General features: G+C 69.4%; 12 protein-coding genes. 8 read left to right on the top strand and 4 right to left on the bottom strand.

From position 1 onward, the window contains the following. Positions 1–194: 194 nt before the first annotated feature. From P8A20_RS09520 to eccE, 4 genes are all read right to left on the bottom strand, one after another. Entirely contained in the window at positions 195–3,221 is a 3,027-nt protein-coding gene (locus P8A20_RS09520) for an SCO5717 family growth-regulating ATPase (protein ID WP_306103329.1), read from the bottom strand. A 353-nt stretch (positions 3,222–3,574) separates the two neighbouring features. Further along, positions 3,575–3,808, bottom strand: coding sequence for a DUF397 domain-containing protein (locus P8A20_RS09515; RefSeq protein WP_147959770.1), 234 nt, complete (start codon positions 3,806–3,808; stop codon positions 3,575–3,577). A gap of 80 nt (positions 3,809–3,888) precedes the next feature. Beyond that, a complete protein-coding gene (locus P8A20_RS09510) occupies positions 3,889–4,599 on the bottom strand; it encodes a hypothetical protein (protein WP_306103328.1) in 711 nt (236 codons plus the stop codon). Then, complete coding sequence (eccE, locus tag P8A20_RS09505) at positions 4,596–5,936, bottom strand: type VII secretion protein EccE (RefSeq protein WP_147959772.1); 1,341 nt, start codon at positions 5,934–5,936, stop codon at positions 4,596–4,598. Before eccE ends, P8A20_RS09510 begins: the two co-directional genes overlap by 4 nt. A gap of 183 nt (positions 5,937–6,119) precedes the next feature. On the opposite strand from eccE, the gene eccB reads away from it, so the two are divergent. From eccB to P8A20_RS09465, 8 genes are all read left to right on the top strand, one after another. Continuing rightward, a complete protein-coding gene (eccB, locus tag P8A20_RS09500) occupies positions 6,120–7,652 on the top strand; it encodes a type VII secretion protein EccB (protein WP_147959773.1) in 1,533 nt (510 codons plus the stop codon). Between the two features lie 11 nt (positions 7,653–7,663). After that, on the top strand, positions 7,664–8,914 hold the full coding sequence (gene mycP, locus P8A20_RS09495) for a type VII secretion-associated serine protease mycosin (protein ID WP_147959774.1): 1,251 nt from the start codon (positions 7,664–7,666) through the stop codon (positions 8,912–8,914). Between the two features lie 165 nt (positions 8,915–9,079). Next, positions 9,080–9,520 carry a DUF2563 family protein gene (locus P8A20_RS09490; RefSeq protein ID WP_306103327.1) on the top strand — a complete coding sequence of 147 codons (441 nt, stop codon included), beginning with the start codon at positions 9,080–9,082 and terminating at the stop codon, positions 9,518–9,520. Further along, the gene (locus tag P8A20_RS09485) at positions 9,517–11,259 is read left to right on the top strand and encodes a hypothetical protein (RefSeq protein WP_306103326.1); all 1,743 of its coding nucleotides are present in this window, start codon (positions 9,517–9,519) and stop codon (positions 11,257–11,259) included. Before P8A20_RS09490 ends, P8A20_RS09485 begins: the two co-directional genes overlap by 4 nt. A gap of 25 nt (positions 11,260–11,284) precedes the next feature. Next, positions 11,285–12,541 carry a S8 family serine peptidase gene (locus tag P8A20_RS09480; RefSeq protein WP_306103325.1) on the top strand — a complete coding sequence of 419 codons (1,257 nt, stop codon included), beginning with the start codon at positions 11,285–11,287 and terminating at the stop codon, positions 12,539–12,541. Between the two features lie 74 nt (positions 12,542–12,615). Then, positions 12,616–12,969 carry a WXG100 family type VII secretion target gene (locus P8A20_RS09475; protein ID WP_147959778.1) on the top strand — a complete coding sequence of 118 codons (354 nt, stop codon included), beginning with the start codon at positions 12,616–12,618 and terminating at the stop codon, positions 12,967–12,969. 63 nt (positions 12,970–13,032) lie between these two features. Further along, a complete protein-coding gene (locus tag P8A20_RS09470) occupies positions 13,033–13,332 on the top strand; it encodes a WXG100 family type VII secretion target (protein WP_147959779.1) in 300 nt (99 codons plus the stop codon). A gap of 209 nt (positions 13,333–13,541) precedes the next feature. After that, positions 13,542–14,048, top strand: coding sequence for a hypothetical protein (locus P8A20_RS09465; protein ID WP_306103324.1), 507 nt, complete (start codon positions 13,542–13,544; stop codon positions 14,046–14,048). Positions 14,049–14,073: the final 25 nt, after the last annotated feature.

Raw genomic sequence — 14,073 nt, 5'->3', positions numbered from 1 at the left:
CGTGGACCTCGCGTCATGACTCGCACGGTGAAGGCGGGCAGATCTCTGGTTCGCCAGCTGGTGAAGCGAAGGTTTATCAGCGGCGGTCGAGTCGCGTCAACGGTCCGCCAAACCGCGTGTGGTCTGCGGGAATGCGATGAGGGCTCGCACCGTGTGAACGGTGCGAGCCCTCATTGGTTTAGACCTCTACTGCCTTACTGCTGAGGCGCCGGCGGCGGCTGCGGAGGGTACTGCTGCCAGCCCGCAGGCGGAACGGGGCCTTGTGTTTCGGGCCGGCCGGACTGATGTGCCTGGCCATCGGGTTGCGCGGGCGGCTGAGGCGGCCCGGCGGGGTTCCCACCAGGGTGGGCCGGGGCGGGCGGCGCCTGCTGCCAGCCGTTGTTCTGCGCACCCTGGCCGGGGTGCGGCGGATACGGCTGTTGCGGTGCGGCAGCCTGCTGGTGCGGCGGCTGCTGACCGCCGTAAGGCTGCTGCCCGCCGTAGGGCTGCTGGGGCGGGTACGGCTGCTGCGGCTGCGCGGGGTACGGCTGTCCGGGGTACTGCTGCCCCGGGTACGGCTGACCGGGTTGCGGCTGCGGCGCGTACTGCTGCTGGCCGGGGACCTGCTGACCAGGTGTCTGCTGTCCCGGCATCGGCGGCGCGAACTGCGGCGGCGGGGTGCTGCCGTCCGACGTCCACAGACCCTGCTGCTGCTGCGCACGCTGGAAGTCCTCCGCGACGAGGGCGGAGAGGTGGAAGTAGGCCTCGCGCGTCTTCGGGCGCATCATGTCGAGGTCGACCTCCGCGCCGGCGGCCAGATGCTCGTCGAACGGCACGACCACCACACCGCGGCAGCGGGTCTCGAAGTGCTGCACGATGTCGTCGACCTTGATCATCTTGCCGGTCTCGCGGACACCGGAGATGACCGTCAGGGAACGCTGCACCAGTTCGGCGTATCCGTGCGCCGACAGCCAGTCCAGCGTGGTGGACGCGCTGGACGCGCCGTCGACGGACGGCGTCGAGATGATGATTAGCTGGTCGGCGAGGTCCAGTACACCGCGCATCGCGCTGTAGAGCAGGCCGGTGCCCGAGTCGGTGAGGATGATCGGGTACTGCTTGCCCAGGACGTCGATCGCGCGGCGGTAGTCCTCGTCGTTGAAGGTCGTGGAGACCGCCGGGTCCACGTCGTTGGCAAGGATCTCCAGGCCGGAGGGCGCCTGCGAGGTGAAGCGCCGGATGTCCATGTACGAGTTGAGGTACGGGATCGCCTGGACCAGGTCCCGGATGGTCGCCCCCGTCTCGCGGCGCACACGCCGGCCGAGCGTGCCGGCGTCCGGGTTGGCGTCGATGGCGAGGATCTTGTCCTGCCGCTCCGTCGCCAGGGTCGAGCCCAGCGCGGTGGTCGTCGTGGTCTTGCCGACCCCGCCCTTGAGGCTGATGACCGCGATCCGGTAGCAGGACAGCACCGGGGTGCGGATCAGGTCCAGCTTGCGCTGCCGCTCGAGCTCTTCCTTCTTCCCGCCCAGCTTGAACCGCGAGGCGGCGGACGGTGTACGGCTGCTCTTGGCCTTCTGCTTCCCCCGGACCAGCCGGTCCGAGGACAGCTCCACGGCGGCGGTGTACCCCAGCGGGGCACCCGGCACGGAGCGCTCACGCTGGTCATGGGTGACCGGCGTCGGCCAGGCGGCCCCGGTGCGCGGGTCGACGGGCGGGGCCTGGGGACCGGGCTGCTGGGGGCGGTAGGCCTCGGGCTGCTGCTGTGCAGGCACGTTCGGCGTGCCCTGGGCCGGCTGCTGAGGTGCCTGCGGAGGGAGCGGGGCCCCCTGCGCGGGCAGGTGCGGTGGCCGGCCGGGCTGCGGAGCCGGGAACCCGTAGCCGCCCTGGGGCGGTGCGGGCGGCGGCGGTTGGGGCGCGCCCTGGACGGGCAGGTGCGGTGCCTGCTGCGGGGTCTGCTGTTGCGGGGCTGTCTGTTGCTGTGGTGCTTGCTGCTGGGGTGCTTGGGGGAACCCGTATCCACCCTGCTGCGGGAATCCGTAACCGCCTTGTGGGGCAGCGGAGTTGGGGTACGGCTGCTGTGCGGGTGCGGGTGCGGGTGCGGGTGCGGGTGCCGGGGGAGCGGGAGGCTGCGGGAAGCCGTAGCCGCCCTGTGCCCCGGCGGCCGGAGCGGGCTGCTGGGCGGGCCACTGCGGCGCGGCCTGCGGAGCGCTCGGCTGCGGCGCCGCCGGCTGGAAGGCGGGCGGCAGCGGCGGAAGGGCACCCTGGGCGGGCGGCGCCGGCGCCCAAGGGGCCGCCGCGTCAGCGCCCTGTGAGGCGTCGAAGGGCGGCGGTGTGCCGGCCGGCAGCGCCGCGTCCTGGGAGGGCGTCTCCTGAGGGGGTGTGTCCTGAGGCGTCGAGTCCTGAGCGGTCGCCTCTTGAGCGGCCGAGTCCTGAGTGGCCGAGTCCTGGGGCTCCGAGCCCTGAGGGGGCGAGTCGGTCTCGGAACTGGCGGGCTCATCGGCCCGTGCGTCACCCGTCTCCGGAGTCCCCGGAGTTCCTGGCTCCACCGGCTCGTCGTCGGCCGCCGATTCGGGTTCCCGCGCCGCGTCCGCCTCCGGGGCGGCGATCCGGTGATCGTCCCCGGAGACCTTGTCACCCGTCGTGCCGGCCGGGTCCGCACCCGCGCTCGCGGTCTCGGACAGAGTGGCTGCGGGTGTGGACTCCGCCGACTCTGCGGTGCCGGAGGCCGCGGCGTCCTCGGCGTCGGAGGCCGAGGCGTCGGTCCTGACGGCCTCGCGCTCGGCGATCTCCCGCTTCAGCGCGGCGGGTGAGAACCGCATGGTGGCGCCGCTCTCCACATCGCCGCCCCCGAACGGACCGGACGCGCTGCTCCCGGAGTCCGGTTCCGGGGGGCCTGCCACGGGCGGTGCCGGCACCGGGGGAGCGGGCTCGAAGGAGGGCGAGGGAGGTTCGGCCGATGCAGCCGACGCCGCGTCGGACGGTGCTGCCGGAGACGTCCGCCAGGAGGGCTCGAACCCGCCGGAGGCCGGGCCCGGTACGGACAGCGGAGGCCCCTGCGGCGGCGGGGGCGGTGCCAGGTGCGACCCCGCCCCTCCCGACGAGTCGCCCGGCGCGTTCTGCGTGTACCAGGCGGGCGGGGTGTAGTCGATGGTGAACTCACCCGTCATCTCGGCGGGATCCGCGTCGGACGACTCGTCGACGGGCGTGTTCCATCCCCCGCTGATCTCGTCCCGATCGCCGTTCACTTTGCCTCCTGGTGTGGTCGAGCACCCTTGTGCCGTGGTGGGTGGGGGCGACCGTTCCCGTTGTCCGGTCCGCCCGGCTCTCCCCCTTGCGACGCGCAGTGCCTGCCCTGAGGTTCCTCTGCCGCGCCCCACCCACCCTAATCGCCATGGGGTGCACTACGGCAGGCCGTATCGCTCAGCGGCAACTGTCCCGTAGGTCACGTTCGGTCCCCGAGCCGAGCGGCTGCGACGGAACATGAGGAATGCGCCCGTTTGTCACTCTCCGGGGTGTGGCAGGACACCCGGTGGACACGTCGCCGGACATGGGGGAGGGCGGCAGTCCGGGACTGCCGCCCTCCTTCACCGCGCGTCGCCTACCTGAGGTCGAACTCGCCGTCCCGCGCTCCCAGTACGAAGGCACGCCACTCGGCCTCCGTGTACCGCAGCACCGTCTCCGGGTCCAGCGACGAACGCATGGCGACCGCGCCGCCAGGGAGGTGCGCGATCTCGACCCGCTCCTCCACGTCCTCGGTCCCGGGTGCGCTCAGCCACTCCACATCCGAGATGTCGAGAGCGTAGAGCTCGTCCTTTTCCTGCTGGGTGCCCATACGCACGTCCCTTCGGTCGAACCGATCCGTTCCCTCGCCATGATCCTGAAATGCGGCGGGTCCGGGGAGCAAACGAGGATTCAGTCCATCCTGCGGGCGGTGCCGAGCAGTCCGGTCTCCACATCCGTCGCGCTCGTCATCACCCAGTGGCGGTCGCGGCCCGCCACCCAGAGCGTGACACCGTCCGCCAGGGTGGGCAGGGCCTCGCTCTCGGCCCGTGCCAGACCCAGGATCCGGCCGATCTGCTCCGCCTCGGCGGGCGAGACCCGCTGAATGCCCACGAGCGTCGCCGACCGCATCAACCGGGGCGCCACCGGGCTCAGATAGGGCAGCAGTGTCAGCACCGACTGCCACGGCGAGGACACCACCCGGCCGCGGGGAGGACGCATGCCGCAGTCGCGTACCACCACCACCGGGCTGCCGACGGTCGCCCCGGTCGGCGGGACCCGGCCCACGTCATGGAGCGAGATGCACTCGAGGCCGGCGCCCGCCGCCTGCGCCAGTGTGGTCCACGCCTGGGTGCGGCCCGTCTCGACCGCGACCCGCGCACCGGTACCGGCCGCGCGCAGGGCCAGTACCTGCGCGGTCCACAGGCCCCCGATCAGCAGGACGTCGTACGGGGCCGGACGGTGGAAGCCGATCATCTGGGGGCGCCCCTCGGCATCGTCGCCGATGATCACGCCGTCGTCGCCCACCGGAAGCGACAGTGCGCCCAGGTGACCGGTGGCCAGGGTGTGGCCGGCATGGCGGGGGCCGAGCAGTCCGCGCCTCGGAGCGATGTGCTTCTTCACTGCGCGCCTCCGAGCGGGAGCGTGGCCAGGGCGCCCGGCAGCTGTTCGCGGTCCAGGCGTACGAGGCCTACCTCGGCATGCCGTGCGGCCTGCTCCAAGGTCCTGCGCACTCCGACCAGTTCGGTGTCCGAGCCGCCGGTGATCCGCACATGGCCGCGCACCGACACATGCCCCTGGTGCGCACCGCGGCGCACCGTCAGGCTGAACGTCGTCGCGTAGGCGGGGACCGAGGTCAGCAGCGCGACGAGCCGGGGAAGCGGTGTGGCACCACGGCCGAGTTCGGGCCAGCGGTCCACCGCGTAGGTCGTGTGCCAGCGGTCGTCGCAGCGCCACACCCGCGTCGTCTCCGACGTCCGCCTCTGCGGCGCGGCGTCCGGGCGTCCGGCGCGAGCCGAAAGGATGGGGTTGGCGCACGCGGACGTCGCCACCGCGGAGTTCAGCTCGTCCTGGTCCAGCACCGCGGCCCGGAATCCGGCACCCGTGATGCGGCTCGCCACGTGGTCCGCGACCCGGACCAGACAGCGCTGCGCTCCGCCCATGCCGCCGCCGCGCGCCTCCACGGCCTCCCGGCACAGCTCGGGGTTCAGCTTCACCGCCACCCAGGTCATCCGCAGTGCGGGCGCCCCGGTCCGGTCCTGGAGAGGACCGTAGGAGAGCCGGGCCACCGACCGTTCCGGCAGATGGGGCGCCGGAGCTGGGCGTACCTGCTGCACGAGCTGCGCGGACTCCAGCACGATGTCGTCCACCGCGAGCGCGTCGCCCAGGAGCGACAGAGGCAGGGACCGGGCGCCCATGGCCTGGCGCAGCGACTCACCGCTCGCCTCGACCCGTACGACCGCGGTCAGGAACGTGCCGTCCCCGACCATGCCCACCGTGCGGCGGGCGCCGTCCACATAGATGTAGGGAGCGAATCCCGGCACGTTCTCCGTCACCGGAGCCAGCTGGGGCTCCGTCTCCGAGGAGGGTGCCTCGGCGGTCCGCCTGCGATGACGGAGGGAGGACACGGTCGACAGCCAGTCCTGCACGGCCCGGCCCCGACGGCGTACCAACGCGAGCAGGATCAGCAGACACGCGATCACACCGGCGGGGATCATCCACGCTCCACCGAGCGCGGCGCCCACCACGGCGACCGCCAGGGCCGCCTCGACCAGTACCAACTGCCGCAAGGCGGGCCCGACCCGGCCGGTCCTGGAGATCGAATGGAGAGTGGTCGCCGCGGGGGCCTCGGCCGACCGCTGGGCGGGCGCGCCTTCCGGGCCGTTGCTGCGTTGCCGCCGGGAAGGGCCGGGCGTTCGGTGGGCGGACCGCCTCGTGCGCTCCCCCGTCGCTGCACCCATCGCCGCGTTGCCCCCTCGTGTCCGTATTCACCGTTTTTTGCACGGGCGTTGATCGGGCGATCACCCTACCTGAGCGGTAAGAGCCAAGTGCCAACAGGCATAGTAGGGGTCGCGGTCGGGGGAAGCGGCTCGCGGAGGGTGTGCGAACCTGGTCGCCCACCGGGGAGAAGGGGCAGCGCGCACATGGCATCACGGCGGGACGAACTCAATGCCTACACCTTCGCGAAGCGGAGGTTGGTCGCACAGTTCCTGCAGCCCCACCCGTCAGGCTCGGAGGAGGGCGCGCCCCGCCCTCTTCGCGCGGTCGTGCCCGGGGCGATCGTCGGTGTGGTCGTCCTCGCCGTGTTCGGCGCCTGGGGGATGTTCAAGCCCGTGGCGCCCCAGAAATGGGACACCCCTTACGAGAACGTCATCATCGCGAGCAAATCCACCACCAGGTACGTGGTGTTGACGACGGACGGCAAGACCCAGCTCCACCCCGTGCTCAACATGTCCAGCGCCAAGCTTCTCCTCGCCCCGGACAAGGGCACGGTCATCAACGTCGACGAATCGGTCCTGGACAACGGGAAGATTCCGCACGGGGCGACCCTCGGCATCCCCTACGCCCCGGACCGCCTGCCCGACAAGAGCGAAGCCGGCTCCACGAAGCGCTGGGCGGTCTGCGAGCGGCCCGGCCAGGGCGGCAGGGCCATCCAGAAGGCGGCGTTCGTCTTCGCGGAGCGCGAGCAGAAGAAGACCGAGGGCAAGGGCAAGCTGCGGGACGGCGAGGTGATGTACGTCGAGGGCCCGGGACCGGACAGGACCCGCTACATCGTCGACGCCGCCGGCAAGGCGTACCCGGTGAAGAACGACGAACTCCTGCTGCGCACCCTGGTCGACGGGGGCCGCGACGCCCAGCGTGTGTCCGCGGACTGGCTCGCCACCCTTCACATGGGGGACGAGGTCACCTTCCCGGCCATCGAGGGAGATCCCGGTGTCGACGCGGGCGTCGAGGGGGCGCTGCAGCCCGAGGACAACAAGGTGGGCATGGTCCTCGCGGCGACCTCAGGCACCAGGACCCAGCAGTACGTGGTCCTGCCGGGCAGGGTCGCCCCGGTCTCCGACTTCGTTGCCAAGCTCCTGCTGAGCAGCCGCGCGCTGGTGGGCCTCGACCAGGACGGCAAGGCGAAGGACGTCAGTGCCGCCGCGTTCCAGCCCGGCAAGGCCTTCGGGCAGGAATTCGACTGGCCCGCGGCCGAGCCGGAGCCCGTCAACTCCGCGGAAGCGTCGGGCGAAGGCCGTAACACCGTGTGCAACGTCCTGCGCGGTGTCGCGGACAAGGGCGGAGCCAGCACGCTCAGCACCTGGGCGGGCACGGGCTTCCCCGCCACACTGCCCACCGGTTCGAGCAGCGCCTACGTCACCCCCGGATCCGGTCAGCTCTTCCGGCAGTTCAAGGGTTCCAGCCCGGACTCCGGCCCGCTCTTCCTGGTGACCGACACCGGCCTCCGCTATGCCATGCAGTCCAACGGCGACAGCGTCCAGGACGACTCCGGCATCGGTGAGTCCGGCACGAAGGAGGAGCGGGAGCGGAGGCGGCAGGAAGCGCAGCAGGCGCAGAGTCAACTCGGCTACAAGGACGTCGACCCCGCGCCCGTACCCGCGGCCTGGTCCGCCTTCCTGCCTACAGGCCCGCGCCTGTCGACGGGTGCGGCCCGCCAGCCGCAGGGTTCGTGAGGAGCGGCCACGTGACCACGCACACGCACCCGTCCCCTCGCCGACGCCTGCTGACGGCCGCTGCCGCCACCGCCGTCCTCCTCGTCACCCTTCCGGTCCTCCCGGCGGCCGCCGACGACTCCACCCAGTGCACCTTCCCGTCGAAGAAGTACGCCGGCCGCCCCTGGGCACTGCAACGCGTACTGATGGACGAACTCTGGGAGCAGTCCACCGGCAAGGGCGTGCGCGTGGCGGTCATCGACACCGGGGTCGACGTCAAGAACTCCCAGCTGACGAAGGCCGTGGACACCGGGAGCGGCATCAACCTCCTGGACAGGAACCTCAAGGACGACAACGGCAACAAGATCGAGCGCGGCAAGGAGAACGGCACCACCGACCAGGTCGGCCACGGCACCAAGGTCGCAGGCATCATCGCCGCACGCGAGGCGGAGGGCACCGGCTTCACCGGCCTGGCTCCCGACGCCACGATCATCCCGATCCAGCAGAACGACGCCGAGGGTCACGGGACCGCCAAGACGCTGGCCACCGCCATCCGGCACGCCGTCCTGAAGGACGCCGACGTCATCAACATCTCCCAGGACACGGCCAACGCCGTGAAGCCCACGCCTCTGCTGGAGGAGGCCGTGAACGCGGCCCTCGCCGAGGAGATCGTGATCGTCGCCTCGGCCGGCAACGACGGCCTGGGCGGAAACGTCAAGGAGACCTACCCGGCCTCGTACGACGGCGTCCTGGCCGTGGCCGCGTCGGACCGCAACAACGAACGTGCGGCCTTCTCCCAGTCCGGCGAGTTCGTGGGCGTCGCGGCCCCGGGCGTGGACATGGTCTCCACGGTGCCCGGCGGGGGACACTGCGCCGACAACGGAACCAGCTTCTCGGCCCCGTACGTCGCGGGAGTCGCGGCCCTCATCAAGGCCAAGCACAAGGACTGGACGCAGGAGCAGATCGTCGCCCAGATCGAGCAGACGGCTGAACGCTCGATCGCGGGGCACGACCGCCTGGTCGGATGGGGCGTCGTCGACCCGGTGCGCGCCCTCACCGAGGACGACAAGCCCATCGAGAAACCGGTGGCGCACGAAGGTGTGAGCAAGGGCGAGGCGCCGGTTCCCGCCGCGTTCCACCTGGGTGAGACCGCCGACGAACGCAACGCCCGGCTCGCGACCTACGTCGTGGTGGGCGGGGGAGTCCTGGTCGCCGCCATCGCCGGGGCGGCGGTGGCGGTGCGCGACAGACAGCGTAGACAGGGCCGGACGAGCGGTACGTGACACCCGGTCGCTACGGGCGCGGGGAAGTTACGTGACGGATAAGACAGTTGGTCATGTCAGTGCCGTTGGCTAGAGTGATGTGATGGGCCCAGTGCTGTTCACGCGAGTGCGTTAGCAACGCGAGACGGACTGTGCAAACGGGGAAAACGGGGGAGAGGCAGCGACGTGGCCAAAGGAAAAGGGGATCTCCGTAAGGGCGTAGGGGCCCTGGAGGACTTCCAGCGCAAGGTGAACGCGTTGCTGGCGGATCTCGAAGGTTCACCGGCCGGGAAGTCGAAGGTCGCGGCACAGACGGTGTCGCGTTCCTCCTTCAGCGGCCAGAACGCATGCTTCGCGGAAGCGGATGGGCTTTACACCCAGTACAACCGTGTACACGAATCCCTCGTCACCCTCTCGAAGTCCCTGGGCGACCAGATCGAGTACCTGAGCCTCGGCGTGCACGCGGCGGCCGTCGGCTTCGACAACGTGGACGACGACACACGGCGGCGGTTCCACGAGATCCAGGCGGACCTGGCCACGGAGCGCGACAGGGCACAGGGCGAGAAGCCTGCGGAGCCTGAGCAGAATGCCGACAAGAAGAGTGACGCGGGGTGGGCAGCCGAATGAGTGAACCGAAGAAGCCTGGGTCGGGCTCCGAAGCGGAACCCGCACTGACCCCTGCGGAACAGCAGGAGCAGGACCAGCAACGAGTCGCGGGACAACTGGTCGTCACGGATGTCACGCGCCAGGTCCAGAACGTGATGGACGCGTTCGGTTTCGGTTCCGGTTCCTCGGGGCGTACCTCGTTCGATGACCATGAGCTCAACGTGATGATCGACCTGATCGAGAACTCCAAGCCGGAGGACCTCGAGAGCGCGGGTGAGGCGCTCTGGAAGGCAAGGGATGCGATCAAGAAGGCGGGGGACGAGCTGGGCGACTTCATCAAGGGGGTTGACTGGGAGGGCGAGTCCGGAGTCGCCTTCCGTGACTGGGGCAGCGGTTTGGTCGCCCATGCGGAGAAGCTGAGCAACTTCGCCGATGCGGCCGGTACGCAGATCACGGTTGCCGGCACGGGCCTCGCGTCGGTCCGCAATTCCCTCCCTCCCCGTGACACCCGCCTGATCCGCACGCCGCTCGAGGACATCGACGCGCCGAAGCGGGTCGAGGGCAATGCGGAGTACGCGGCGGCAGTGAAGGTAGAGAAGGACCGCCAGGAAGCGATCAACCAGGCGAACCGGTTGGCCTCGTACTACGCGGTCTCGGGGGAGTCGCTGGCAGCGCAGGAGCCCCCGCGGTTCGAGAAGAAGCTTGATGTTGCTGTGCCTAGGCCCTCCGGCCGGAGGGGCGTCGACGACCAGTCGGGCTCTTCTTCATCAGGATCCGAGTCCTCCGGTGGCGTGGACACCGGGCGCGTAACGGGTCACGCGGTGGTCGGCAGCCGGGGGTCAGCAGCAGACAACAGCGGCTTCGTTGCGCCCGAGGCGGTGGCTCCTGTCCCGGACAGGAGTACATCTACCGAGATCAACAGTGTTGCCACACCACCAGCTCCGGTGACTACTCCCTCCACGTACTCGCCGACGCCGACCGTGAGTCCTGCGAGTGGAGGCACGACTCCCCCCATCGCACCAGGATTTGTGAACCCTGTGTCAGCGGGTTCAAAAGGATTCCAGGGGGCAGCGGGTGTACCCAGAGGCGCTGGTCAGACCATGAGCGGCGGGAGCCGTACGAGCGGTCCCACAGGGGGTAGCGCCGCTGCGAACGGCCGCGCCGGATCACCGGTGGGACGCCCTTCGCCCATGAGTGGGGGATCGGCTTCGGGGGCTGCCGGACGTGGAGGCACTGGGGCGCAGTCTCCCACCGCCTGCCGCTCCGGCATCACCGGTGGCAGGCCCATGGCCGCAGGCCAGCCGACGTCCGGTTCATCCGGTCCGCGTGCAGGCCGCGCGAGCGGCATCGTGGGCGGCACCCCGCAGCGCGCGGGTGCAGGTCAGCCTGGGGGCGCTCGTGGCGTTCCGCGTGGCACGGTGATCGGGTCCGGGAATGCGTCACGAACAGGCGGTCCGGCGGGCGCATTCGGCCAGCGGGGCGTCGTTGGCTCCAACTCGGCGAACGCTGCGTCCAAGCCCGGCGGACGAGGCACCCCCAGCACGAAGGGTGTCGTCGGCACACCCCGCGGCACGGGGGGCGTCACTGGCGGAAAGGGCTTCACCGCGGGCGGCGCGGGCCTTGTGCGCGGCCCCGCGGGTCGCAAGGACTCCAGGGACGAGGACGAGGACGAGGGAACGCAGCGCCCCGACTACCTGGTGGAAGACAGAGAGACGTGGGAGGCCGGCCGACGTGGAGTCGCACCGCCGGTGATCGAGTAGGTACAGGGAAGGTTCGGAAGTCAGGATGACTGCAGGAATGAGCCAGACCCGGAAGCGTCGTGCAACTCTCCGATTGAGAGGGCGCCTGCTCGGCACGATGGCTGTGGTTGCTGCCTGGTGTGTGGGGCTCGCGTCAGGTGCTCCCGCTGCCTTTGCTGCGGACGTGCAATCGAAGCAGTGGTACCTCGGCGCCATGCAGGCCGAAGAAATGTGGAAGACAACCACGGGCGAAGGCATCAAGATCGCTGTCATCGATACCGGGGTCAACTCGTCGACACCGTCTCTTGAGGGACAGGTCCTGAAAGGGCTTGACGCGACGAACGCTGACGGTGATGAAACTGACGATTACAGCGGGCACGGCACGACCATGGCGGAGCTGATCGCTGGGACAGGTCGGGGTGGAGGGCTGAAGGGCCTGGCGCCAGGCGCAAAAATCGTCCCCATGCGAGTGGCCGATACTGACTTTCAGAATAAGAATTCAGTGAATGCCTACGACACTGCAGATTCCATTCGTGCGGCTGCAGACAGCGACGTCAGAATTATTAGCATGTCGTTTGGTAGCGACTTTCCTATGGAGCGAGAAGCCGAGGCTGTCAAGTACGCTCAGAGCAAGGGGAAGATCTTCTTTTCTGCTGTGGGAAACGAGGCGAAGAAGGGGAACCCCGAGAGCTATCCCGCTGCATATCCCGAGGTTGTGGGTGTCTCTTCGGCCGACCGAGATGGAAAGGTAGCCGAGTACTCCCAGAACGGGAGCACCGTCGACATCGCTGCTCCCGGTAATGACATCCCTTACTGGTGTGATGAGACCTTCCAGGAATACTGCGACGGCGACGGCGGAACGAGTGCAGCGACGGCTATCGCCTCCGCCTCTGCCGCTCTCGTCTGGTCCGCGCACCCGGACTGGACGGCGAACCAAGTCCTCAACGTGCTTTTCGACACTGCCAGCCGGGACTGGAAAGACGACACGCTCAGCAAGTACCTCGGCCATGGCCTGATCCGCCCTTCCATGAACATCCTCAAGGGGAAGGGCGATCCAGGGGAGGCGGACATCAGTCCCCTCACCAAGGAGAAGACGTCCGGCTCCGCAGGGTCGGCAGCCCCCTCTGCATCAGCCTCGTCACAGCCTGAGAAGAAGGACAAGGCTGAGGATGCCGCCATGGCAGGCTCCAGCACGGAGAACAGTGACAGCAGCCAACTGGGGCTGATTCTCGGCGGCGTGGCAGTGGTGCTCGTAATCGGCGGCGGCGCCTTCGCCCTGGTTCGTAAGCGCCGTTCCGCCTGACAGTAGTTCCCCAGACGTACTGTCCGGCGTGAAGCGCCGGATCGAACAAGAGCACCAGGAAGGAAGCCAGCACCATGGCAGATCAGAAGCTTTCAGATGAAATGCTGCTCAAGCTCGAGGGCGAGCTCACCACACGATTCGACTCCGTCAGGGGTCAGCTGAAGACGCTGCAGGGGACGATCGACAGCCTGGAAGGTGCCTGGAAGGGTATCGGCGCCAGCGCGTTCAACGCCAAGCAGGCCGATATCAACATCAAGATGGGCAACATCGCCACCCGCCTGGCCAACTTCCAGGAAGCCATCAAGGCGGCTCGGACGATCTCGGGCAACACCGAGGACGAGATCCGGCAGGCGCTCCAGGGCGTGGACGTCGTTCCCGGTCACTCGGCCGGTTCCGAGGCCAAGACCTCGGCGATCAACTCCCTCTGACACTTGCTTCACCCGTACCTCGTACGGGTCGCCACATCGAACCGATTTGAACTGGAGGACCGTATGCCGACCAACGACGGCACGATGGTTGTCACTTATGCAAGCCTGGAGCAGGCCGCAGGTGACATCGACCGGCAGGGCAGGCAGCTTCAGGAAGACCTCGCGGCGATCAAGCGGATGGTCGCCAGCGTCTCCGAGCTCTGGGTGGGCGAGGCCAAGTCGGCGTACGACGCCGCGCAGGCCGGCTGGGACCGCGACGCCACGGGCATTCACACCGCTCTCGCGGAGATCTCCCGCAAGGTGCGCGACGCGGGTACGGCCTACCACGCCGGTGACAAGCGGGCGCGCGCCAACTTCGAGTAGGCCTCAGCAGTAGACACACAACAGGTCAGGGTGGGCACGCACGGGAGGTGCCCACCCTGACCTGTTGTGTGTGCCGGTTTCCGGGGCGCCGTCATCGCAGTGCGGACGCGTCAGGCCGCGGCCGGCACGGGAGAGCGGACGGAGTTCGTCTCAGCCCCGGCCGAGGAGGCTGAACACGTCGCCTTCCGGGTCCCGGGTCCCGGGTGTACGTGAGTCCGGAGGCCGACGGGTGGACGCTCGTGATCGGTCCCTGGTGCGATCCGTCCGACGGCGAACGGTGCGACGAAGTCATGCGCCTGTGCACCGACTTGAGTGCCCGCTACAGCATGGCGCAGGCGTACTACTGCGGTGCGCAAGATGATGGTCCGGCGTGGCTCGTCGCCGATCACGGTTACGTCGTGCGGCGGTATTGCGAGACGGGGATGCCCGAGGACTCTCTCCTCACCCTCGGACACCCGCTTGCCCTGGAAAGAGCCCAGCGGGAGCTGCTGGGACTGCCGCCGGCCTGGGACGCGAGCACACGGAACGACGAGCCCGAGGACGACTGGAAGTGGCGCGCCTTCGAATTGGCTCCCGAGATCGCGCCATCGCTCGGTACCAGCCCGCTCGCGCTCACTGCCGGGACTCAGGTGCGTGGCAGGGGTGTCATCGCCTCCACCCCGGACCCCACGCACCGAGAAGGTCCTTCTGCGTCCGACGGCGTCCGGGAGACGTGAAGAGCAGGCCGGTCAGACCTCCTCA

The organism is Streptomyces sp. Alt3 (assembly GCF_030719215.1).
Lineage (GTDB): Bacteria > Actinomycetota > Actinomycetes > Streptomycetales > Streptomycetaceae > Streptomyces > Streptomyces glycanivorans.
Note: the sequence above shows the minus strand (reverse complement) of the source record. Positions and strands in the feature narration are given on the sequence as shown.